This is a genomic window from Staphylococcus sp. AC872, from assembly GCF_979255425.1.
Genome location: NZ_CEEDKW010000004.1, coordinates 98,886 through 121,678 on the forward strand (window position 1 = coordinate 98,886; position 22,793 = coordinate 121,678).

At 32.4% G+C, this 22,793-nt stretch carries 23 protein-coding genes and 1 pseudogene; 17 read left to right on the plus strand and 7 right to left on the minus strand.

The window, feature by feature from the left end:
• The first annotated feature begins 2 nt into the window (after positions 1-2).
• From ACZ267_RS07700 to ACZ267_RS07710, 3 genes are all read left to right on the plus strand, one after another.
• Positions 3-479 carry an RrF2 family transcriptional regulator gene (locus ACZ267_RS07700; protein WP_002465960.1) on the plus strand — a complete coding sequence of 159 codons (477 nt, stop codon included), beginning with the start codon at positions 3-5 and terminating at the stop codon, positions 477-479.
• On the plus strand, positions 460-1,050 hold the full coding sequence (locus tag ACZ267_RS07705; RefSeq protein ID WP_002465990.1) for an MBL fold metallo-hydrolase: 591 nt from the start codon (positions 460-462) through the stop codon (positions 1,048-1,050). The genes ACZ267_RS07700 and ACZ267_RS07705 overlap by 20 nt, the downstream gene beginning before the upstream one ends.
• A gap of 122 nt (positions 1,051-1,172) precedes the next feature.
• Positions 1,173-1,310 carry a hypothetical protein gene (locus tag ACZ267_RS07710; RefSeq protein ID WP_002465965.1) on the plus strand — a complete coding sequence of 46 codons (138 nt, stop codon included), beginning with the start codon at positions 1,173-1,175 and terminating at the stop codon, positions 1,308-1,310.
• A gap of 74 nt (positions 1,311-1,384) precedes the next feature.
• On the opposite strand, the gene ACZ267_RS07715 is transcribed toward ACZ267_RS07710, so the two are convergent.
• The 4 genes from ACZ267_RS07715 to ACZ267_RS07730 form a co-directional block, all read right to left on the minus strand.
• Positions 1,385-1,951 carry an LOG family protein gene (locus ACZ267_RS07715; protein WP_015365311.1) on the minus strand — a complete coding sequence of 189 codons (567 nt, stop codon included), beginning with the start codon at positions 1,949-1,951 and terminating at the stop codon, positions 1,385-1,387.
• A gap of 18 nt (positions 1,952-1,969) precedes the next feature.
• Positions 1,970-2,413 (minus strand): YaiI/YqxD family protein, encoded by a 444-nt coding sequence (locus ACZ267_RS07720; protein WP_002467145.1) that lies wholly within the window; start codon positions 2,411-2,413, stop codon positions 1,970-1,972.
• Between the two features lie 6 nt (positions 2,414-2,419).
• Positions 2,420-3,103, minus strand: coding sequence for a hypothetical protein (locus ACZ267_RS07725; RefSeq protein ID WP_015365310.1), 684 nt, complete (start codon positions 3,101-3,103; stop codon positions 2,420-2,422).
• A gap of 185 nt (positions 3,104-3,288) precedes the next feature.
• Positions 3,289-4,161, minus strand: coding sequence for an undecaprenyl-diphosphate phosphatase (locus ACZ267_RS07730; protein WP_002450985.1), 873 nt, complete (start codon positions 4,159-4,161; stop codon positions 3,289-3,291).
• A 215-nt stretch (positions 4,162-4,376) separates the two neighbouring features.
• On the opposite strand from ACZ267_RS07730, the gene ACZ267_RS07735 reads away from it, so the two are divergent.
• Positions 4,377-6,014, plus strand: coding sequence for an ABC transporter ATP-binding protein/permease (locus tag ACZ267_RS07735; protein ID WP_079449035.1), 1,638 nt, complete (start codon positions 4,377-4,379; stop codon positions 6,012-6,014).
• The gene (gene cydC, locus ACZ267_RS07740; protein ID WP_015365308.1) at positions 6,011-7,684 is read left to right on the plus strand and encodes a thiol reductant ABC exporter subunit CydC; all 1,674 of its coding nucleotides are present in this window, start codon (positions 6,011-6,013) and stop codon (positions 7,682-7,684) included. Before ACZ267_RS07735 ends, cydC begins: the two co-directional genes overlap by 4 nt.
• 130 nt (positions 7,685-7,814) lie before the next feature.
• Here cydC and mgrA read toward each other — a convergent pair whose 3' ends face one another.
• The gene (gene mgrA, locus ACZ267_RS07745) at positions 7,815-8,258 is read right to left on the minus strand and encodes a global transcriptional regulator MgrA (RefSeq protein ID WP_002467156.1); all 444 of its coding nucleotides are present in this window, start codon (positions 8,256-8,258) and stop codon (positions 7,815-7,817) included.
• A 226-nt stretch (positions 8,259-8,484) separates the two neighbouring features.
• Between mgrA and ACZ267_RS07750 the strand changes: the two are divergent.
• From ACZ267_RS07750 to ACZ267_RS07775, 6 genes and pseudogenes are all read left to right on the plus strand, one after another.
• Positions 8,485-9,410: pseudogene (locus ACZ267_RS07750) on the plus strand (CobW family GTP-binding protein).
• 64 nt (positions 9,411-9,474) lie between these two features.
• The gene (locus ACZ267_RS07755) at positions 9,475-10,383 is read left to right on the plus strand and encodes an aldo/keto reductase (protein WP_002467157.1); all 909 of its coding nucleotides are present in this window, start codon (positions 9,475-9,477) and stop codon (positions 10,381-10,383) included.
• A 27-nt stretch (positions 10,384-10,410) separates the two neighbouring features.
• Positions 10,411-10,719 (plus strand): hypothetical protein, encoded by a 309-nt coding sequence (locus tag ACZ267_RS07760; protein WP_002467144.1) that lies wholly within the window; start codon positions 10,411-10,413, stop codon positions 10,717-10,719.
• Positions 10,720-10,822: 103 nt separating this feature from the next.
• Complete coding sequence (mdh, locus tag ACZ267_RS07765; protein ID WP_002467143.1) at positions 10,823-11,770, plus strand: malate dehydrogenase; 948 nt, start codon at positions 10,823-10,825, stop codon at positions 11,768-11,770.
• A 175-nt stretch (positions 11,771-11,945) separates the two neighbouring features.
• Positions 11,946-13,502, plus strand: coding sequence for an SLC13 family permease (locus ACZ267_RS07770; protein WP_019235810.1), 1,557 nt, complete (start codon positions 11,946-11,948; stop codon positions 13,500-13,502).
• Between the two features lie 164 nt (positions 13,503-13,666).
• The gene (locus tag ACZ267_RS07775; protein WP_463680305.1) at positions 13,667-15,037 is read left to right on the plus strand and encodes a cryptochrome/photolyase family protein; all 1,371 of its coding nucleotides are present in this window, start codon (positions 13,667-13,669) and stop codon (positions 15,035-15,037) included.
• A 63-nt stretch (positions 15,038-15,100) separates the two neighbouring features.
• Here ACZ267_RS07775 and ACZ267_RS07780 read toward each other — a convergent pair whose 3' ends face one another.
• Both ACZ267_RS07780 and ACZ267_RS07785 read right to left on the minus strand, forming a co-directional pair.
• Positions 15,101-15,379, minus strand: a complete 279-nt coding sequence (locus ACZ267_RS07780; protein ID WP_079449037.1) for a hypothetical protein — start codon at positions 15,377-15,379, stop codon at positions 15,101-15,103.
• Positions 15,376-15,993 (minus strand): DUF1361 domain-containing protein, encoded by a 618-nt coding sequence (locus tag ACZ267_RS07785; protein WP_015365302.1) that lies wholly within the window; start codon positions 15,991-15,993, stop codon positions 15,376-15,378. Before ACZ267_RS07785 ends, ACZ267_RS07780 begins: the two co-directional genes overlap by 4 nt.
• Positions 15,994-16,319: 326 nt before the next feature.
• On the opposite strand from ACZ267_RS07785, the gene norA reads away from it, so the two are divergent.
• The 6 genes from norA to ACZ267_RS07815 all read left to right on the plus strand — a co-directional run bounded on the left by norA (position 16,320) and on the right by ACZ267_RS07815 (position 22,727).
• Complete coding sequence (gene norA / locus ACZ267_RS07790) at positions 16,320-17,486, plus strand: multidrug efflux MFS transporter NorA (protein WP_002467154.1); 1,167 nt, start codon at positions 16,320-16,322, stop codon at positions 17,484-17,486.
• Between the two features lie 344 nt (positions 17,487-17,830).
• On the plus strand, positions 17,831-18,310 hold the full coding sequence (locus ACZ267_RS07795) for a hypothetical protein (RefSeq protein WP_002467152.1): 480 nt from the start codon (positions 17,831-17,833) through the stop codon (positions 18,308-18,310).
• A gap of 103 nt (positions 18,311-18,413) precedes the next feature.
• The gene (ybaK, locus tag ACZ267_RS07800; protein ID WP_019235811.1) at positions 18,414-18,896 is read left to right on the plus strand and encodes a Cys-tRNA(Pro) deacylase; all 483 of its coding nucleotides are present in this window, start codon (positions 18,414-18,416) and stop codon (positions 18,894-18,896) included.
• Between the two features lie 185 nt (positions 18,897-19,081).
• Positions 19,082-19,837, plus strand: coding sequence for a DeoR/GlpR family DNA-binding transcription regulator (locus ACZ267_RS07805; protein ID WP_015365299.1), 756 nt, complete (start codon positions 19,082-19,084; stop codon positions 19,835-19,837).
• Complete coding sequence (gene pfkB, locus ACZ267_RS07810; RefSeq protein ID WP_002467150.1) at positions 19,834-20,754, plus strand: 1-phosphofructokinase; 921 nt, start codon at positions 19,834-19,836, stop codon at positions 20,752-20,754. The genes ACZ267_RS07805 and pfkB overlap by 4 nt, the downstream gene beginning before the upstream one ends.
• A gap of 5 nt (positions 20,755-20,759) precedes the next feature.
• Complete coding sequence (locus ACZ267_RS07815; protein ID WP_015365298.1) at positions 20,760-22,727, plus strand: PTS fructose transporter subunit IIABC; 1,968 nt, start codon at positions 20,760-20,762, stop codon at positions 22,725-22,727.
• The last annotated feature ends 66 nt before the right edge of the window (positions 22,728-22,793 follow it).

The following is a 22,793-nucleotide window of genomic DNA, read 5'->3' on the forward strand; positions in this document are numbered from 1 at the left end:
ACATGAAAATAAGTAAACATTTTGAACAAGGTATTTATGTGTTACTTATTTTGGCAACTCAAGAAGGTCAAGGCGCCGTTAAGAGTCAAACATTAAGTGAAAAATTGGAAGTATCAGATTCTTCATTGAAGAAGATTTTGAGAAAATTAGTTGTTGCAGATTTAATCACATCAAATGCTAGTAAAGATGGTGGATTTCAACTTAATCGATCAATTGAAGATATTACTTTAAAAGATGTCATAGAGGCTATAAGTAATGGAGATGTCATTGAATATGAAATTTCTCATTTATCAAGAAGGATATTTTTTAATGATCAGCATATAAAAGATAGTGAGATGAAAGTGAAACAACAACTTAATTACGCTATTCAAGCATTTAACGAAAAATTAAATGAATTGCCTCTTGTGGAATTATTAGAAGATGAATATTTTAAACATAAACTTGTAGATTGGAATGATAATGATCGTACAGAACAATAATATCAATCAAATTAAAGTACATTTCATCAGAACTGGTTCAGTGTTGGTTGATGAAACATTAACAGGCCAAGGTGATTCTAGAAATCCTATTGCATTTACAGGGTTATTTAGATCTAGTAACTATCGAGTAGAAGTTCCAGTAAGTTGTTATTTAATAGAACACCCTAAAGGACTGGTTCTGATTGATACGGGCATGGGTAAAGAAGCTGAAGGTAAAGTAACGCCATTACCTGGTTTAGTTAGAAAGAACAAAGTGGCAATACCGAATGTGAAAGTCGGGGAACTGATAGATGACCAAATTAAAGAATTAGGATTTAATGTGTCAGATATTGATTATGTCATCTTAAGCCATTTAGATGGCGACCATGCTGGAGGTCTTCAATTATTAAAAGAAGCAAAGACTATGATTACAAGTAATGAAGAGTATCAAAAGGCAAATCAAAAGCATTCTATTAGATATAATACAGCTTTATGGCAAGGGACATCTTTACAACCATTCTATTTCAAAGATACACATATTGGCCCTCAAAAAAATCGTTTGATTTATTTGGTGACGGCACCATTACTTTAGTTCATACACCTGGCCATTCAGTAGGGTTAACGAGTTTCATAATTAAATCATTGCGAAATGATGATTATATTTTATTAGCTTCAGATGTAGGATATTACCCAGGAAATTGGAGAGAACTTAGATTGCCTGGCATTTTAAGTAGTAAAAAACAAGAAAAGCGTTCACTACAATGGGTACAAAATATTGAAAAAGATAGACACTGTTTAGGTATTTATGCAAATCATGATCCGAATGTAACCATCGATGAATTATCAATATAATTAATTAGAAATAAAAAAAAGCCAGAAAATGTAATTTAATTATTACATTTTCTGGCTTTTTTATAGTTAAAAGATTAATCATATGTACGAACGCCTAAAGGTTGATAGTTAAGTAAACCTTCAAGTAACGATTCTTTAGTATCAAATAGTGGTGCTAATTCGCGATATTTTTCATCAATAAACCCTTCAGCAATCATATGATTGATAAGGGATTGTAACGGTTCGAAGAAACCATTAATGTTATATACACCGATTGGCTTTTGATGAATACCGATTTGTGCCCAACTATACATTTCAAAGAATTCTTCTAATGAACCGGCACCACCTGGCGCCATAACAAATGCATCTGCAAGTTCTGTCATTTTATTTTTACGTTCGTGCATCGAATCTACAAGAATGAGTTCACTGACTTTTTGACTCGTTATTTCTTTTTCATCAAGCATTTTTGGCATAACACCAATAGCTTTACCACCATGGTCTAATACACCATCCTGAATTGCGCCCATAATGCCTACAGAGCCAGCACCAAAGACCAATTCATAACCTTTTTCAGCCATATATTTTCCTAATTCATAGGCTTCTTTAACGTATATATCATTGTTACCTTTACTTGCACCACAATAAACTGCAATTTTCTTCATCATAATCCTCCACTATTATTATTGTTGTATAAGTAATTTAAATTGATGTTCGAAATGTTGTCTGTCTTGCCTTGTAAAAGGAGGAGGGCCTTTATGTCTTCCGCCTTGCTTTCGGATTTGAGCATTGATATAACGTTGATCTAACAACTGTTGAATATTATTATCATTAAACAAGAATCCTTTGTGATGCATAACAAATTTAACTTTATTTAGTAATAAACTTGCTAAACCGTAATCTTGAGTAATTACAATATCTTCAGAAGAGGCAAGTTGGACAACTTTATAATCTACAGATTCTGGCCCATCATCGACATAAACAGTTCGAACATGTTCAGGGTCGATTTGTGTTGAGAAGTGACTAAAACTACGTATAATTGTAACAAAAATGCCTGTCTCTTGTGTTAATTCAATAACTGAACTAACAACAGGACAAGCATCTCCGTCAATAATAATTTGTGTCATTAATGATTAAGCCTCTTGGTCGGCTTCTTTGTTTTGTTTAACAACACTTTTAGCTGTGTAATCTTTATATTTTTTGAATTCTTTTTTTCTAGCTTTTTCGGCTTCATCACGTAGTTTGTCTTCTTCTTTATGACGTTTCTCAATATTTTTTTGAAGCTTTTTGTCCATTTTTTTTGCTTCTTTACGATTTTCTTTTTCTAGCTTTTCACCTTTTTTCTCAGTTTTTTCATCGAGTTTACCAGGTGTTAAGCCAACTTTTTCTTCGTATTTCTGAGTTTTTTTCATATCTTTAATACGCTGTTTTTGGTTTTCTTCACGTAGTTTGTCTTCTTCTTTATGACGTTTTTCGATATTTTTTTGAAGCTTTTTATCCATTTTTTCAGCTTCTTTACGGTTTTGCTTAGCTAATTTTTCACCCTTTTTCTCAATGTAAGCAGGATCGTTTTCTTTTGCGAATTTTTTCAATTCGCGTTTATTATCGAATTCTTGTTTTTTGTCTCCAACATAGGCTTTTACGTCTGATGACTTATTAGAAATAGCAGATGTTGTTTTAGATGCAGCTCTTGAAGTTGCATCAGTCGCTTTTTTAACATCGGGATGTTCTTTTATCTTTTTACGTTCTACGACTAAAGGAACGATAATAATTGGTAAAACATTAATTGCTGTTTTGATGAGTTTCTTTTTGTCCATACTCGTTGCCTCCATTAAATTTACTATTTTTATCCATACCCTATGATACATGATAATAAACTAGAGATGCTAACAATAAAGAAGACTATTTTGGTAGTTTAATGAAATGATATTTTTCATTATTAACCATGGTATAAAAAAGCCATCAAGTGATGTTGTGTCACTTAATGGCTAAATGTTTAATTTTAAATACCTTTACCGATTCCGAAACCGAAGTAAAGAATTGCAATAATAACTACTAAAATGATTCGATAAATGGCAAATGGTACTAATTTTACTTTATTAATTAAGTGTAAGAAAGTCTTGATAGCAATTAGTCCTACAATAAATGCTGCTAAGAATCCTAATAAATAGAATGGTATGTGTGCTAAGTGAATATATTCATAATGTTTTAATAATGATAAACCACTTGCTGCAAGCATAATTGGAACAGACATAATAAATGTAAAATCAGATGCTGCTTTGTGATTCATTTTCATTAAGACACCTGTTGAAATCGTTGATCCAGAACGACTAAAACCAGGCCACATTGCAATGGCTTGCGAAATACCGATTACAAATGCTTGGAAATAGTTAATTTGATCCACTGTTTGAGGATTGGTAACTTTTTCAGAATATTTATCAGCGATAATCATATAAATAGCACCTAGGAAAAGGCCAATCATAACTGTTGGAACACTGAATAAATATTTTTCTATTACATCGTCAAATAAGAAACCTAAAATACCTGCAGGAATCATACCAACTAATACATGTAATAAGTTTAGACGTTGAGGTTTAGAACGGCGTCCTGCTGTAGCATGTTGTTCAGGTTTATGTTTACCGATATGTAATAATTCAAAGAAACGTTCTCTAAACACCCATGCTGCTGCGAAAACTGAACCTAACTGAATCACGACTTTAAAAGTAAATGCAGATTGTTCACCTAAGAACTTTGTGGATTTCAACCACATATCGTCGACAAGAATCATATGACCTGTAGAAGAAACAGGTGCAAATTCGGTAAGGCCTTCCACAATACCTAAAATAAGACCCTTGATCAATTCAAGTAATAACATATTGTACCTACTTTCATTTATAAATGTTTTTTGATTACTATAAATTCACCATATTATCATAGCACACTCATTTCAACCCATGCTACTGTTAGTAATAACACTAGACCAAAGTATGAGAAAATCAAACGTCATAATATTGTCAAATGCACTATCGTTGTGCATATAACTACTAGACTTTATTATTGAGTCTATAACGAAATTTAGGTGATTAAATTGTGAAAAAATTAATGCAACTAGTATATAAATATAAAAGATATCCAGTTTTAATGCTTTTAGTATGTGCTACATTAGCTGTAACTGTGGTCGTACAAAATGTAGCAATAGCAGAATTCTTAAATAGTATGTTATTTAAAACTAAGCAATCGATTGGTTTTATTCTTACTATGATTATAATCGTACTTATGTTACGTGCGACTTTAAATTTTAGCAATCAATTATTAGGTGATCATCTCTCAAGTCATGCTAAACATGACTTGCGTCAACGTATGGTTCATATAGAATCAGAACGTCCTGTGGGTGAGCAGATGACATTAATAACAGAAACAATCGATGGAATTTCTCCGTTTTATCAAAGCTATTTACCGCAAGTATTTAAATCCATCATGATTCCTATGGCAATTATCATTGCTATGTTTTGGGTTCATCTGAATACAGCGTTAATTATGTTGGTAACAGCGCCATTTATTCCATTGTTTTATATCATTTTTGGTTTGAAAACACGTGATGAATCTAAAAATCAAATGACTTATTTAAATCAGTTTGGACAACGATTCCTTAATCTGACACAAGGTTTAATTACGTTGAAGTTATTTAATCGTACAAAGCATACGGAAAAACAAATCTATGAAGATAGCACTCATTTTAGAGATTTGACGATGAAAATATTAAGAAGTGCATTTTTATCGGGACTAATGCTAGAGTTTATTAGTTTGTTAGGTGTAGGTCTTGTTGCGTTAGAAGCAGCATTAAGCCTTGTTGTATTTCATACAATAGATTTTAAAACCGCGGCTATTGCCATTATTTTAGCACCAGAATTTTACAATGCGATTAAAGACTTGGGCCAAGCATTCCATACTGGTAAACAAAGTGAAGGGGCAAGTGATGTGGTATTTGAATTTCTAGATCAGCCATCAAAGAATAAGCAATATGATTATAGCTATCAACAAGATCAAATACCGTTTATTCGGATAGATAACGTTTCATTTAAATATAATAATGAAATGGGACATGGATTTGCTATGAAACCTACTAATTTAGATATTTACGAACGTGAACATATCGCTCTAGTGGGGCCAAGTGGTGCTGGTAAAACGACATTATCTAAAATTATCACACGTACATTGGTACCTACGAATGGAGAAATAACATTTAAACATCAACATATGCGTATGGGGATATTAAGTCAAAAACCATATATTTTTACTGCATCAATTAAAGATAATATTTCGATGTTTAATGATATTGATGATGAAGTAATCGTTGATGTATTAGAAAAAGTACAGTTAAAAGAAAAAGTAATGTCATTACGAAATGGTATCCATACATTGATAGGTGATGGTGGAGAAACATTATCTGGTGGACAGATGAGAAGGATAGAATTATGTCGCTTGCTTGTGATGCAACCAGATTTAGTTGTACTTGATGAGCCGGCCACTGGATTAGATATTGAAACAGAACAAGTCATCCAAAGTGTGCTTGATGATTATTTCAAAGACACAACTCAATTAATTATAGCCCATCGAGATGCAACAATTAGAAAGGCAACGCGACGATTATATATGCAAGATGGTTGCATTATTAAAGATGATCAATTGATTTCAGTGAATAAAGAAGAAAATGGTGACGAATCATGAAATCACAAATACGATTTACAATAGATAAAGATTTAGTGATTGCAATTATAATAGGTATCATAGGAAGTTTAGTCGCCTTAGCGATGTTCTTTTTAAGTGGTTATATGGTGACACAAAGTGCATTAGGCGCTCCATTATATGCGTTGATGGTATTAGTCGTTTCTGTTAAATTATTTGGTTTTTTACGTGCCATTGCTAGATATTATGAAAGACTATATTCTCATCGAACGACATTCACTATGTTGAGAAACGTAAGAGTACAATTTTTTCAAGGTCTAGTTAAAGTAATACCAGACGTATATCGTAAGTTTAACTCGAGTGATTTAATTTCACGAATGGTAAGTAGAGTAGAAGCATTACAAAATATTTATTTACGAGTGTATTATCCACCGATAGTAATAGGAATGACAGCAATAATAGCAATGTGTGTTTACATCTTTCTATCACCTGCGCATGCAGCGTTAATTGCTGTGAGTATGATAATGACATTATGGGTCGTTCCTTTATTAAGTAGTAAAAGAGCACGAAAATTAAAACAAATTGTTAAAATTCAACAAAGCCAATTTTTAACTCGATTTTACGATTATCGCCAAGGTTATCAAGAATTACAACGATTTAATAAAGAAACGTCATTTAAAAATGATGTATTAGAACAATTGCAAACATTTGATCATTTACAAAAAAAGGAACAACGATTTTTAACTATATATGATTACATTCTCAATATTATTGCAATGGTGTCGATATTTAGCACGTTATACTTAGGTGCGATACAAATACAATCACAAACATTAGATGTGGTTTATTTAACAAGTATCGTACTAATGGTACTTACTTTATTTGAACAAGCTGTTCCTATGAGTAATGTTGCATATTATAAAGCAGATACAGACCAATCATTATATGATATTAATGAAGTGATTCAATACGACGATATAAAAAAAGTGAAAAATAGTCATGTAAATGACGAATCAGCACCTTTATTTGAATTGAACAATGTCACATTTAAGTATGAAAATCAAGAAACACCTGTATTAAATCGAATATCATTCAATGTGTATCAAGGTGAGAGAATAGCCATTATAGGTCCATCTGGAAGCGGCAAGAGTACACTGCTACAAGTCATGTTAGGATTATATCAAGTTCAAGAAGGGAGCGTTATTTATAACCAGTCTGATATCTTTCGAATAGAAGATGAATCTAAATACAGTGATATTAATGCATTGTTACAGTCCCAACAATTATTTGATGGCACTATAAAGGATAATTTACTAACAGATTGTAATGAGGATAAGATACAACATGTACTAAATTCGTTAGACTTATCTCATTTATCGTTGGAAGAATATATAACGATGGATGGAGAGACGTTATCAGGTGGGGAAATTCAACGATTAAGTATAGCTCGCTTATTGCTAAAAACAAAGGCTAAGATTTGGATGTTAGACGAACCAACGACTGGTCTAGATATTGAACATACAGTACAAATGATGCATTTACTACTTAAACAAGTTGAAACAATGATTGTATCTACACATGATTTACGTCTATTACCAGATTTTGATAGAATCATTGTCATGATAGATGGAGAAATCAAAGAACAAGGTAGCTATGAAACGTTAATTCAAAATAGAGGCTATTTATATCAAATGGAACAGTTGAATCAGTAACATAGGCATGACATGGTGTAGCAGAATACAAAAATGCTCTAAAATACTAAGAAGTACTTTAAAGCATTTTTATACTTTAAAAGTGTTAAAATCTAAACTTTAACTTTAAATTACCATGACAAAAGCTTAATTAATTATCTTTAGCTTCATTAAATGCATCGATGACTTTACCTAATAATCGGTTAAGTTCATCCACTTCTTCAAGTGATAATGATGATGCAGTTGCAACTTTTTCAGAAGCAGTGCTAAGTTCGGGTCTAATTTTTTCGCTTTTATCAGTCAAGTGAATAAATACTTCACGTTGATCGACTTCGGAACGTTCACGTTTGATTAAATCAACTTGTTCCATTCTTTTTAATAGTGGGGATACTGTACCAGTATCAAGTGCTAGTTCAGTCACAACCTTCTTAACGTTTACAGGTGACTCGTCCCATAAAATAGTTAATACAAGGAATTGTGGGTAAGTTAGATTGTACTTTTTAAAGACTTTGTTTGAGTAGTAGCGATTTACTTGTCTTTGAGCATTGTACAAACTAAAGCATAGTTGCTCTTTTAAATTATGTTGATCAGACATTAAAGTTCTCCTCCAGACATTCTATCCGTTTTTTTCTCTCTATTCGGATTGGAATACGTCTATGTTGTGCGGAATATAATTCACAACACACTGTGATTCAATGTCATGCTAAAATTAAAGTATGTTTAAAGTTTAGAAGATATCTATCGTTAAATCAAGCAAAAAGATAATTTAATATTTATGTTATCATTTTTAAAAATACTTGTAATAGAAAAGGAATTTTACAATGAAAAATAATAATTTTAGAAAAATATCAATTTCTATCATTAGTGGTTTCCTAGGTAGTGGGAAAACCACGCTACTGACACATTATATTAGCGAATTATTAAAAATTGATGAGAAAATCAAAGTGATTATGAATGAATTTGGTTCATTTGATATCGATAGTCAAAATATAGACGCAAATATCGAAGTGCGATCAATCATCAATGGTTGTGTATGCTGCGACTTAAAGACAGATTTAATCACTCAAATTCAATCATTAATACAACAGGGTGATTGTAATCATATCATTATTGAGGCAACAGGAATTGCTAATCCTATAGAATGATTGCCGCATGTCAAGATCCGACTATTATCGAATATATAAATATGCCTCAAATCATTAGTTTAGTGGATGCTGAACGATTTTTAAATAGGAATGATTACACTACATCTACTCAAACACTTATGGAAGAACAACTTGAAATAAGTGATTTATTAGTCGTTAATAAAACAGACTGCGTTGATTCTGAGAAATTACATAAAATTGAAGAAGAGTTGGTTCAAATTAATCCGCATGCGCCATATGTTTTAACAACATATGGACAATTTGATATCAAGTTATTAAATAATCCAACCATCGATAAAACTGTAAATCATAAACACCACCATCACCATGGTATTAAAAGCATGAAATATACATTTACAAGTCCCATTGATCGTCAGTTATTTTATCAATTTATAATGCAATTACCGAAAAACGTGATGAGACTTAAAGGCTATGTACAATTTAGAGATCAACCCAATGAAACCATTGAATTTCAATTGTCTTATGGATTGCCTGATTTCGGCCCAATCAATCAAGAATTGCCTTTAACAATTGTCATTATCGGAGAGCATATCGATATTAATCAACTCAGAAATAAATTGGATATGTTACAATTTACTTGATTTTAAATTCAACTGCTTCTAAATATACAGGATGAAATTACTAAATAATAAGGTCGTGATGATAATGGATAGAATAAAGATTAACCAGTACGTTGATTTTTCAAAAATGATTCAAGGATTTTGGAGAGCAAATGAATGGCAATATTCTGATCAAGAATTAAATCGTTTTATAAATCAACTTGTTGAACGTGGTATCACAACGATGGATCATGCCGATATTTATGGAGATTATCAATGTGAGTCTAGATTTGGTAGAGCATTACAGTTATCACCTAACTTACGTGATCAAATTCAAGTGGTATCTAAATGTGGCATTGTCTTACCTTCTGAAACTCAAACGTTTACTGATGGTCATCGTTATGACCATAGTCGTCAACATATTATTCAATCAGTCAATCATTCATTACAACGTTTGAATGTGGATTATTTAGATAGCTTATTAATTCATAGACCTTCACCATTAATGAATCCTGATGAAATTACGGATGCTGTAAAAGAACTTGTCGATGAAGGTAAAATCAAATCATTTGGTGTATCCAATTTTAATGAAACTCAGTATGATTTATTAAAACATAGCTTGAATCATGATAAATTGCATATTAGCATTAACCAACTAGAAGTGTCCCCATATCAAACAGACATTTTAAACAATGGTGTGATGGACAAAATGTATGAAAATCAAGTAAAAGTAATGGCTTGGAGTCCACTGGCAGGCGGTAAATTGTTTGATCCATCCGATGACAAAGCGAGCCGTGTGCGTACCATTATTGAACCTTTAGCACAAAAATACGAGGTTGATGACACGGCTATTATGATAGCTTGGTTGAATAAACATCCCAATGATATCATGCCGGTGTTAGGTACGCATAAAATTGAAAGAATTGATGCAGCTTTACCAGGATTATCTATTAATTTAACTGACCAAGAGTGGTTTGACATATACACTGCTGCAATGGGTCATGACATTTTATAAATAAAATGTTAGAAAGGATTTTATTAAATGAATAATGAAGATAGACATCAGAAACAACTTAAATTTGAACGCAATTTGATTATGATTCCTTATTTAATCTTTGCGATCATCGTACTCTTATGTAATATTTTTTACCCTGAGATAAAAGTAACAATGACGTTATTTGGATTGCTCTTTGCCTATAATTTAGGCTTACTATTTATCGCATTCATTCGTCATTTTAAACGTACGCTTATTTTAACTTTAGTATTAACAATATTAAGTGGTGCTGCTTTCTTTACACTATTATATGTGTTTGGAATCAACCATGAAATTTTTGGACAAATTAAAAAGTAAAATACCAATATTTAATGAAAAACTCTGTTATTTCAATGTTATAATTAATTTGAAATAGCGGAGTTTTTGTTTTTTATCAATTTATAAATGGGGAGTGTATCTGATGAATAAACGTAAAAAGATTTCTATTATCGGTGCTGGACAAACAGGTGCAACATTAGCTTTTATTTTAGCGAAAAATGAAAGCGCTGACATTGTTGTTGTAGATCGTCCACAATCTGAAAGTACAGTAAAAGGAAAAGCGTTAGACATTCAAGAAAGCGGGCCTATATTCAACTTTAATGTTGAAATTAAAGGTACTGCCGATTATTCAGAAACGAAAGACTCAGATATTGTAGTGATAACAGCAGGAATTGCTAGAAAACCAGGTATGAGTAGAGATGATTTAATACAAACAAACGAAGAAATTGTTCATTATAGTGCACAACAAATCGCCCAATATGCGCCCAATGCCATCATTATTGTATTAACTAATCCCGTTGATGCGATGACTTATTCAGCCTTAGTCGCATCTGGCTTCCCTAAACATAGAGTTTTGGGGCAATCAGGTGTATTAGATAGTGCCAGATATAAAACATTCATTGCTCAAGAGCTAGGAATTTCTGTTGAAGATGTACAAGGTTTAGTATTAGGTGGTCATGGAGATACAATGGTTCCATTAGTCAACTCAACTCAAATTAATGGAATTCCTTTAAAAGAACTACTTGATCAGCAAGTCATTGATCAAATTATTGATAGAACACGAAAAGGTGGAGCTGAAATCGTTCAACTGTTAGGAAATGGTTCAGCATATTATGCGCCTGCTGCTGCGATATATGAGATGATTGATGCTATTTTGAAAGACAAATGTCGTGTATTGGCAGCAATTACTTATCTTGAAGGCGAGTATGGCTATCGAGATATCTGCTTAGGGGTACCAATTAAACTAGGGCAAAATGGTGTAGAAGAAATATTAGAATTGAATTTAAGCCAAGAAGAGCAAAAGCAATTAGATACTTCAGCATTATCAGTTAAAAGTGTTAAAGAGGCACTTAATTATGGTTTTGAATAAAGCATTTAAGTCAAAAGATAAAACCTATCGTTTGCAATAAATTGAGTATATCTTTTTTAAATGATTTATTATTTAAAAGTGAGAATTATATGACTTTTGTAAGTAAATCGCATAGATAAAGCGCTTTCTTGATATAATTAGGGTGTAAGGTCAAGATAAAAAGGAGTCGGTGAATATGTCTAAAGGGAATCAAACTTCACAGGTAGTCAATAATCAAACTACCAAAAAAGAGAAAAAGGGGTATAAACCACTTTGGATTATCATTAGTTTTATCGTATTGATAGCCATATTGCTTTTACCTACACCCGCAGGCTTACCAGTGATGGCTAAAATGACTCTAGCGATACTAGCATTTGCTGTCATAATGTGGGTTACTGAAGCAGTGTCATACCCTGTTTCAGCAACATTGATTTTAGGACTGATAATTTTATTATTAGGATTCAGTCCAGTTCAAAATTTATCTGAGCAACTTGGTAATCCTAAAAATGGGGATGCCATTATTAAAGGCAGTGAAATATTAGGAACAAACAATGCTTTAACACTTGCGTTCAGTGGTTTTTCTACTTCAGCGGTAGCTTTAGTTGCAGCTGCATTATTTTTAGCAGCAGCGATGCAAGAGACTAACTTACACAAACGATTAGCATTATTAGTGTTATCTGTCGTGGGAAATAAAACTAAAAATATTGTCATAGGTGCAATACTCGTTTCAATTGTGCTTGCATTTTTTGTACCTTCTTCTACAGCTAGAGCGGGTGCAGTCGTACCAATATTATTAGGTATGATTGCAGCATTCAAAGTTTCTAAAGAGAGTAAGTTAGCATCATTATTAATTATAACGTCAGTACAAGCAGTTTCTATTTGGAATATTGGTATTAAAACAGCGGCAGCACAAAATATCGTTGCGATTAATTTTATCAATCAGAATTTAGGCCATGATGTATCATGGGGTGAATGGTTCATGTACGCCGCGCCATGGTCAGTTTTAATGTCTATCGCACTTTATTTTATTATGATCAAAGTGATGCCACCCGAACGTGAATCTATTGAAGGCGGAAAAGCATTAATTAAAAAAGAGTTAAACGATTTAGGACCAGTGAAACCGAGTGAATGGCGTTTAATCGTTATCTCTCTATTATTATTGGTATTTTGGTCAACTGAAAAAGTGTTACATCCAATTGATTCTGCATCAATTACATTAATTGCTTTAGGTATCATGCTCTTACCTAAAATTGGCGTTATTACCTGGAAAGGTGTAGAAAATAAAATCCCTTGGGGCACAATCATTGTATTTGGTGTTGGTATTTCACTAGGAAATGTATTATTAAAAACAGGAGCAGCACAATGGTTGAGTGATCAAACATTTGGTTTAATGGGGCTTAAAGGATTGCCGATTATTGCAACCATAGCACTGATTACTTTATTTAATATTTTAATTCATCTAGGATTTGCAAGTGCTACAAGCTTATCATCTGCACTTATTCCTGTCTTTATTTCATTAACATCAACATTACATCTTGGCGATCAATCTATCGGATTTGTTTTAATCCAACAATTTGTAATTAGCTTTGGATTCTTATTACCAGTAAGTGCACCACAAAACATGTTAGCGTATGGTACAGACACATTTACAGTTAAAGATTTCTTGAAATCTGGTATACCATTAACGATAGTTGGCTATATATTAGTCATTATATTTAGTTTAACGTATTGGAAATGGTTAGGTTTAGTATAAATAATGAAAGTTAAATAGCTTGGCGGTCAAGGTGACCGTCGAGCTTTTTTTATGAATGAAATAGACGTTTTTAAATAAGAATTATGAACGATTTAGGTTAGATATTTATTTTTTTAGGATAAGGGTATAATTCAACAAAACAATGAATGTTAGGTGATTAAACAATGAAAGTTGGCGTGATATTAAATAGAGTATTTAGAATTCATCATAATCCGTTACTCGCTTATATTTGCAATCAATTAGGTAGTACAGATACATGTGTATTGATTATATCTAAAGAAAAGTTTGGTGATGAGGCACAATTAAAAGCATCATTTTATCATGGTACACTCAACGCTTTTATCAACACATTAAATCATTATCAAATTCAAACGAATGTAATGGATTATAATCATTTAATAGCGTTTTGTAAAAATCAACAATTAGACAAAGTTGTTATGGCAAGTGACATCATGAGTTATCATCATGAATCATATGACTATCCTCATCAAAAACAACGATTTCAAGAAGCTGGAATCAAAGTTGAAGCGCTTCGTGTACAACATTATTTTAGTCCACGTAAAACGTTTAACAATCAAGGGGAACCATATAAAGTGTTTACAAGTTTTTATAAAAAATGGCGACCATATGTAATAGAAAGACATAGAGCACATTATGAACTAAGTGATATTTCGAAAATAGTCGAGCCGGCATACGCCCCAACGCAAATTAATGATAGCCATAGTGGATTAACTGAAAAAGAAGTACAACAACAATGGCAAAGTTTTTTGAATAATGATATTCAAAATTATGAGTCAAATAGAGAGTATTTACCTGAAGTATTAACGAGTCAACTCAGTATTGCACTAGCTTACGGATTGATTGATATATTGCAAGTATTTAATGATTTATTACATGGTTATGAAAGCAACGAATCTAATTATGAAGCATTTATCAGAGAATTAATTTTTAGAGAATTCTATTATGTACTGATGACGCAATATCCAGAAACAGCCCATCAATCATTTAAAGAGAAGTATCGAAACATTGAATGGGTCAATGACAAGCAACAATTTGATCAATGGAAAAATGGTAAAACTGGATATCCTATTGTAGATGCAGCTATGCAAGAGCTAAATCAAACTGGATATATGCATAATCGAATGAGAATTGTGACATCACAATTTTTAACGAAAGATTTATTGATAGACTGGACATGGGGAGAAACTTATTTCAAAGATAAATTGATTGATTATGATAATGCGTCAAATGTGCATGGGTGGCAGTGGTCTGCTTCGACTGGGACAGATGCTGTTCCATATTTTAGAATGTTTAACCCTATTAAACAAAGTGAGCGATTTGATCCCAATGCACTATATATAAAACAATGGCTATCCACACTCAATCATGTAGATAGCCATCTATTAAACGATACCCAAAAGCACATGCAATTATTGAAACAACAAGGTATTCAATTAGGTGTTGATTATCCTGAACCAATGGTTAACCACCAATACAGTCGTCAACGTGTGATGTCATTATTTAAAAGTTTGTGATAGATATGTAGTGCTAATGGAGGTTATTTGAATTGAGTTGTCTCAAAACGAATGACATATTTACTATTTAAGCCAAAACATGCAAACATATACAGCAACATATTCAAAAAAGGTTAAAATATACATATATTTTAATCGCAACTTAACACCAAGTGGGACGTCCCAATTTGGATATTTTCTTTCGAAATAAAAAGCTTGTAAAATAAACAAACCTATACCTAATGGTAAAAACACAAGACCGATACTTTTAGCATAGCTAAAACCGATATCATGCATAAAGTGACCTACAATGAGTTGTAGAATAATAATGATTGCTAATAAAATGATCAGATTTAACATCATTTTTGTAATCGAACTCCTTTTACAAATAAAATGATTGCTGACTGCATTAATACCATTAATAACACAAAGATAAATGTTTTTAGGTTAAATACACCTAGGACTTCATGGAATATTTTTAATGGTTCATTAATTAAATATACCGTATGAAGTCGTAAGAAGCGGCCCATATAAATACCTAAACCGTTTAAAAACATAAGAATAATAACTAATAGGCGATTAAGCCAGATGTGTTTGGTAAAATGTAGAATTTCCATAAAAATTAAGATCATGACATACATGGCTAAAAAGACGCCTAACATTAAATAAGTAAAGAATATCCATTCCTTTATATTCAATCCTACTAAGAAGTTGAATTGAAATTGATTTAAATGAATCAAATCAGTAATCATATAGAAGGTATTAGGTACAAGTAATAAAAAAATCATGCCAAATACAATAAATAAAGGCCATTCGAATTTTTTGATAGGTTTAAATAATTTTAATAATAAGCATAGTTCGAATGGTATATAAGCTAAAAATAAATTTAACGTCATAAAATTGAAAATCGTGGTTTCAAATAAAGATATAATAAACAGAATAATAAAATATATTCTAGCTATATAGCGAGGTTGCATCATTAACACTACTTTCATAACATACTTTGGTTGTCATTTGATTTAATACTTTCATCCGTTAAAATAAAATTGGACAACTGAGTTTTAATAATATCGTTCTGAGCAATAGTAATCAACCAAAAAAGTAAAAGCGGTAATAATTATCGTTTTAAATCATCTTTATATTTTATAGTAGAAATATTAATACGTCCGACTGTTAATTTGTTTTTAAATATATTACAATATATTGACTTTTAACGTATTGATGTAGTGAAAAGGTATGATGATATAGATACCAATATATGATAAATAAAGATATGTAAAATATAAGAGAGGGGGACATCGTTATGAGAAAACAATTATTTACACTCTACTTTAATATTTTCCTGATATTTCTAGGGATTGGACTGGTTATACCTGTGCTACCGGTTTATCTTAAAGATTTGGGCTTAAAAGGTAGTGATTTAGGTATACTAGTAGCTTCATTTGCATTAGCGCAAATGATTATTTCACCATTTGGTGGTGGGCTAGCTGATAAACTAGGTAAAAAATTAATAATATGTATTGGTCTTGTTTTATTTTCAATATCTGAGTTTATGTTTGCAGTAGGCCACTCATTTACAATTTTGGTTATTTCGCGTGTGTTAGGTGGCTTTAGTGCTGGTATGGTTATGCCAGGTGTAACAGGACTAATAGCTGATATCTCTCCGTCACAAGATAAAGCGAAGAACTTTGGTTACATGTCAGCAATCATTAATTCTGGTTTTATTTTAGGACCTGGTTTTGGCGGATTTTTAGCTGAGGTTTCCCATAGATTACCTTTCTATTTTGCAGGAGGGCTGGGGATTATTGCTTTTATTATGTCATTAATTGTGATTCACAATCCTAAGAAAATGACAACAGCAGGTTTCCCTCAATACGACCCAGAGCTCTTAACTAAAATTAATTGGAAGGTATTCTTAACACCGGTTATTTTGACTTTAGTGTTAGCATTTGGTTTGTCTGCATTTGAAACACTATTTTCACTATATACATCCGATAAAGCTGGCTATACGCCTAAAGATATTTCAATTGCTATCACAGGCGGGGGCATTTTTGGTGCCTTATTCCAAGTATTTTTCTTCGATAAATTCATGAAATTTACAACTGAATTGAATTTTATTGCATGGTCATTATTATATTCAGCAATTGTTTTAGTGATGTTGATTATCGCACAAGGTTATTGGACTATAATGCTCATTAGCTTTATCGTCTTTATTGGTTTCGACATGATTAGACCGGCGATTACTAACTATTTTTCTAATATTGCAGGTAATCGACAAGGCTTTGCAGGAGGACTAAACTCAACATTCACAAGTATGGGTAATTTTATGGGACCTCTAGTTGCTGGTACACTTTTTGATGTGAATATCGAGTTCCCATTGTATATGGCTATAGCGGTATCATTAAGTGGGATTGTCATTATATTTATTGAAAAAATGATAAGAACGCAATTAAATCGAAATTCAAAATGATAATAGACGCCATTCAGCGAAAACGTTGAATGGTTTTTATTTATTTTAAATATGAATACTTTGAAAAAGTACTAATATAACGTGACAAAACCCTTTAAATTTTTAATATTGTTTTCGAACGATTTTGAATGATTATGATACTTTTTCACTTAAAAAATTAGTTTAATGTATTAATTGAAGATAATTATTTCGTTTTTTAATGCTTTTATGTAACAAAAATAACAACTTCAGTAATATTACTGTTACAAATATTACAATCTATTTAAATTGTGACCCACATATCTAAAATTAAAAATTATTATGTTAAGATAGACAAAAATCGATTGAGAAATGTGGGTAAGGAGATGAATTTGAAAAACTTATTATTAAGTATCTTTGCAGTTATTTTGACAATATGTTTAATAGGTCTAATATTTTTAGCTACTAATCAAAATGCATTAGCTAAAGTACATCAGACTATTTGTACATTTTCAAAAGCAAATAAAGTATCTGCATTAGAGAAAACAATTAATTTTACTGATTTTAAAATAGCGAATGCTTCAGAAAAAAATGAAGACAATAATAATGACAAGCAACAAAAGACTACATATTTAAAAAAAGACAATCATAGATCATCAGAAAATCATTTTACGCCAAGAGAATGTAAAGTGATTGCATTAAATTATGCGAACAATCATTTAAATGAAAATTATGATTTAAAACAAGTTGATTATCAAAATCAATCATCAAATTATCAATATGTGAATCAACAAAATCAACAACAATCCAATATAGTAGTGAATGACAGCGGTCAAGTTGGGGAAAATCATTCACATATGAGATAGCACATGCTTACTAATGGGAGCATGTGCTTTTTTTGTGATTACTATATAAAGAACTAGTGTTAAAATATAGAGGATTAAGTTAAGTAATACCAGAGGTGAGAATATGGGTAAAACCAAAAAAACAAATGCAATGCGCATGTTAGATAGAGCAAAGGTAGCTTATCAAACTAACGTATTTGAAGTAACCGAAGAACACCAAACAGGTGAACAAATAGCAGCACTTGTGCATGCCAATGTTGAAGATGTTTATAAAACACTTGTATTAGAAAATGCTAACCATGATCATTTCGTGTTTGTTATACCAGTGAATGCAACGTTAGATATGAAAAAAGCTGCACATGAAGCAGGAGAGAAAAAATTAAATTTAATGCCTTTAGATCAGCTCAAACAAGTGACAGGATATATTAGAGGTGGATGTTCACCTATCGGTATGAAGCATTTATTCCAAACTGTTATTGACCAGTCTGCGCTACAAAGAGAACAGATATATATCAGTGGTGGCCAAAGAGGTATGCAAATCATTATCGCTGTCAAAGATTTGGTAGCAATGACAAACGCTAAAGTGACTTCGGTAATTCATGACTAAAGCACTAGCAGTAAAATAATAATAAAAAACACGGAAATACATGAACACAACTAGTCCATTTGATAGTGAATGTATTTTCGTGTTATTTTTGTCACAAAATGAATGTTTTTGATTGTTTTTGACAATTTTTGATTGAATTTTGTAAGCGTGCTCATTATAATGGTAATTGAGATGGGGTGGTTATATTGATATCTGAAAAACGACACGATTTAATTTTACAAGAACTTATAAAAAAGGATTTTCTGACACTCCAGGAATTAATGGATAGAACCGGTTGTAGTGCCTCTACCATTCGACGTGATTTATCTAAGCTGCAATTAGCTGGTAAATTACAACGTATTCATGGTGGTGCGACACTTAACCATAATCGAATGGTCGAACCAAGATTAACAGAGAAATTGACACAAAATTCACGAGAAAAGAAAGAAATTGCCAAACGAGCAGCTCGACAAATTAGAGATAATGAGTGTGTTTTTTTAGACGCTGGCTCAACAACATTAGAGATGATACCTTACATAGATGCAAAAGATATTATTGTTGTAACTAATGGTTTGACTCATGTTGAACAACTACTTAAAAAAGGGATTAAAACCTTAATGTTAGGTGGTCAAGTTAAAGAAAATACATTCGCTACAGTAGGTTCGAGTGCCTTAGAAACATTGAAGCGATATTGTTTTGATAAATCATTTATTGGAATGAACGGTATAGACGTAAAGTATGGTTTAACCACACCTGATGAACAAGAGGCGTTAATTAAAGATAATGCAATGCGACTTTCTAATGAAAGCTTTGTTGTTGTAGACGAAACGAAATTTAATCAAGTGTACTTTGCTAGAGTACCTGTGCAAGATAATACTCGAATCATTACCTCTAAACAGGGATTACAACATGTGAATGAAGCGTTTGCGGGACAATATGAATTTTTAGGAGGGACAATATGATATATACAGTTACTTTTAATCCATCCATTGACTATGTCATGTTTGTAGATGACTTTAAGATAGATGGTTTAAATCGCGCTCAAGATACAAATAAATTTGCCGGTGGTAAAGGTATTAATGTTTCTAGAGTGCTAAAGACTTTGGGTGTTGATTCTACAGCATTAGGATTTGCTGGTGGATTCCCAGGAGATTTTATAGCTCAAACATTAAAAGATAGTGATATTCACACAGATTTTGTGCAAGTAGATGAAGATACGCGTATCAATGTTAAATTGAAAACAGGTCAAGAAACAGAAGTGAATGCACAAGGTCCTAATGTGACTGATGCACAATTTCAATCATTATTAAATCAAATTAAAGAAACGACAGACAATGATACTGTTATCGTCGCTGGTAGTGTACCAAAGAGTATTCCGAGTGATGCTTATGCGCAGATTGCTAAGATTACAAAACAAACAGGTGCGCAATTAGTCGTTGATGCTGAAAAAGATTTAGTTGAATCAGTGTTAGAATATCAGCCACTATTTATTAAACCTAATAAAGATGAATTAGAAGTTATGTTTAATACATCAGTTAAAAGTGATGAAGATGTTATTAAATATGCTAAACAAATCTTAGATAAAGGTGCACAATCAGTCATTGTGTCATTAGGTGGAGATGGTGCAATTTATGTGGATCGTCAACAAAGTATTAAAGCTGTAAATCCAAAAGGCAAAGTGATTAATACAGTTGGCTCAGGTGATAGTACGGTAGCAGGTATGGTCGCAGGGTTAGCTACTGGTTTATCTGTGCAAGATGCATTTAAACAAGCAGTAGCATCAGGAACTGCTACTGCATTTGATGCAGATTTAGCGACAAAAGATGCAATAGAAAATATCAAATCACAAGTTACGATTTCTGTACTTGATGGGGAGTGAATAATATGAGAATAACAGAATTATTAACCAAAGATACGATAGCAATGGATTTATCTTCATCAGACAAAAATGGTGTTATCGATGAGTTAGTGCATCAACTTGACAAAGCAGGTAAATTAAGTGATGTACCATCGTTTAAAGAAGCAATTCATAACCGAGAATCACAAAGTACAACAGGTATCGGTGAAGGTATTGCGATTCCACATGCAAAAGTGAGTGCTGTTAAATCTCCAGCGATTGCATTTGGTAAATCAAAAGCTGGAGTAGATTATCAAAGTTTAGATATGCAACCAGCACATTTATTCTTTATGATTGCTGCACCAGAAGGTGGCGCTCAAACGCATTTAGATGCATTAGCAAAGTTATCAGGCATTTTAATGGATGAAAATGTACGTGAAAAATTAATAAATGCATCATCACCAGAAGAAGTATTACAAATTATTGATGCGGCAGATGATGAAGCAACAAAAGAAGAAGAAGCAGAAGCACAACAAAATGAAGCGGATGCAGCAGCTGCTTCAACAGGTGCAAGCGCAGAAGATAACGAACCGTACGTTTTAGCTGTCACAGCTTGTCCTACAGGTATCGCACATACGTATATGGCACGCGACGCTTTGAAAAAGCAAGCTGAAAAAATGGGTGTCAAAATCAAAGTAGAAACAAACGGTTCAAGTGGGATTAAAAACCATTTAACAGAACATGATATTGAAAAAGCATCTGGTATTATTGTTGCAGCAGATGTGCATGTTGAGACAGATCGTTTTGATGGTAAGAATGTTGTCGAAGTACCAGTAGCTGATGGTATTAAACGACCAGAAGAATTAATTAATACTGCGTTAGATACAAGTCGTAGACCATTTGTCGCTAGAGGCGATCGATCAGGTAGTAATAAGGAAGAGAATGAAGAGAAATTAAGTCCAGGAAAAGCATTTTATAAACACTTAATGAATGGTGTTTCTAATATGTTACCACTTGTTATTGCTGGTGGTATCTTAATGGCAATCGTGTTCATTATAGGACCCAATTCATTTGATCCTAAGAGTGCTGAACACAATGCTTTCGCAGAGCAACTATGGAATATTGGTAAAAACAGTGCCTTTGCATTAATCATTCCAGTATTAGCAGGTTTCATTGCTCGTAGTATTGCAGATAAACCAGGATTTGCAGCCGGTTTAGTTGGCGGTATGTTAGCCATTTCAGGTGACTCAGGATTTATTGGCGGTATCATTGCTGGTTTCTTAGCTGGTTATTTAACACAAGGTATTAAATATATGACACGTAAGTTACCTCAGTCATTAGAAGGTTTAAAACCAACATTAATCTATCCATTATTATCAGTAGCAATTACTGGTTTATTAATGATTTACGTATTTAACCCACCTGCTTCATGGTTAAATCACCTATTGTTAAATGGATTAAATGGACTTTCAGGTTCAAATATTATGTTACTTGGTTTAGTTATTGGTGCGATGATGGCAATCGATATGGGTGGACCATTTAACAAAGCTGCTTACGTTTTCGCAACAGCAGCACTTACAGAAGGTAATGCAGCGCCAATCACTGCTGCAATGGTTGGAGGTATGATTCCACCATTAGCAATTGCAACAGCAATGCTTATCTTCAGAAAGAAATTCACAAAAGAACAAAGAGGTTCAATTGTACCTAACTATGTGATGGGTGCATCATTCATTACTGAAGGTGCGATTCCGTTTGCAGCAGCTGACCCAATTCGTGTGATTCCATCAATGATGATTGGTTCAGGTGTTGGTGGTGCGATTGCATTAGCATTAGGTTCAAGAATCAATGCGCCACACGGTGGTATCTTTGTTATCGCAACAACTGACTTTAGCCATATTTTACAAACATTATTAGCTTTAGTTGTAGGTACTTTAGTTTCTGCCTTAATATATGGTTTCTTAAAACCAAAATTAACTGAAAATGAAATTGAAGCATCTAAAGCAATGGATGAATAATAGACTTTTAGCCCTTGTCGTTTAACCGACAAGGGTATTTTTATTTTTACGAAATTAAATATTGAA

What these genes read in the sequence shown, in the direction of transcription:
- ACZ267_RS07700 (WP_002465960.1), top strand. Translation starts at nt 3, where the DNA reads ATGAAAATAAGTAAACATTTTGAACAAGGTATTTATGTGTTACTTATT.
- ACZ267_RS07705 (WP_002465990.1), top strand. Translation starts at nt 460, where the DNA reads ATGATCGTACAGAACAATAATATCAATCAAATTAAAGTACATTTCATC.
- ACZ267_RS07715 (WP_015365311.1), bottom strand. Translation starts at nt 1,951, where the DNA reads ATGAAGAAAATTGCAGTTTATTGTGGTGCAAGTAAAGGTAACAATGAT.
- ACZ267_RS07720 (WP_002467145.1), bottom strand. Translation starts at nt 2,413, where the DNA reads ATGACACAAATTATTATTGACGGAGATGCTTGTCCTGTTGTTAGTTCA.
- ACZ267_RS07725 (WP_015365310.1), bottom strand. Translation starts at nt 3,103, where the DNA reads ATGGACAAAAAGAAACTCATCAAAACAGCAATTAATGTTTTACCAATT.
- ACZ267_RS07730 (WP_002450985.1), bottom strand. Translation starts at nt 4,161, where the DNA reads ATGTTATTACTTGAATTGATCAAGGGTCTTATTTTAGGTATTGTGGAA.
- cydC (WP_015365308.1), top strand. Translation starts at nt 6,011, where the DNA reads ATGAAATCACAAATACGATTTACAATAGATAAAGATTTAGTGATTGCA.
- mgrA (WP_002467156.1), bottom strand. Translation starts at nt 8,258, where the DNA reads ATGTCTGATCAACATAATTTAAAAGAGCAACTATGCTTTAGTTTGTAC.
- ACZ267_RS07755 (WP_002467157.1), top strand. Translation starts at nt 9,475, where the DNA reads ATGGATAGAATAAAGATTAACCAGTACGTTGATTTTTCAAAAATGATT.
- ACZ267_RS07760 (WP_002467144.1), top strand. Translation starts at nt 10,411, where the DNA reads ATGAATAATGAAGATAGACATCAGAAACAACTTAAATTTGAACGCAAT.
- mdh (WP_002467143.1), top strand. Translation starts at nt 10,823, where the DNA reads ATGAATAAACGTAAAAAGATTTCTATTATCGGTGCTGGACAAACAGGT.
- ACZ267_RS07770 (WP_019235810.1), top strand. Translation starts at nt 11,946, where the DNA reads ATGTCTAAAGGGAATCAAACTTCACAGGTAGTCAATAATCAAACTACC.
- ACZ267_RS07775 (WP_463680305.1), top strand. Translation starts at nt 13,667, where the DNA reads ATGAAAGTTGGCGTGATATTAAATAGAGTATTTAGAATTCATCATAAT.
- ACZ267_RS07780 (WP_079449037.1), bottom strand. Translation starts at nt 15,379, where the DNA reads ATGATGTTAAATCTGATCATTTTATTAGCAATCATTATTATTCTACAA.
- ACZ267_RS07785 (WP_015365302.1), bottom strand. Translation starts at nt 15,993, where the DNA reads ATGCAACCTCGCTATATAGCTAGAATATATTTTATTATTCTGTTTATT.
- norA (WP_002467154.1), top strand. Translation starts at nt 16,320, where the DNA reads ATGAGAAAACAATTATTTACACTCTACTTTAATATTTTCCTGATATTT.
- ACZ267_RS07795 (WP_002467152.1), top strand. Translation starts at nt 17,831, where the DNA reads ATGAATTTGAAAAACTTATTATTAAGTATCTTTGCAGTTATTTTGACA.
- ybaK (WP_019235811.1), top strand. Translation starts at nt 18,414, where the DNA reads ATGGGTAAAACCAAAAAAACAAATGCAATGCGCATGTTAGATAGAGCA.
- pfkB (WP_002467150.1), top strand. Translation starts at nt 19,834, where the DNA reads ATGATATATACAGTTACTTTTAATCCATCCATTGACTATGTCATGTTT.
- ACZ267_RS07815 (WP_015365298.1), top strand. Translation starts at nt 20,760, where the DNA reads ATGAGAATAACAGAATTATTAACCAAAGATACGATAGCAATGGATTTA.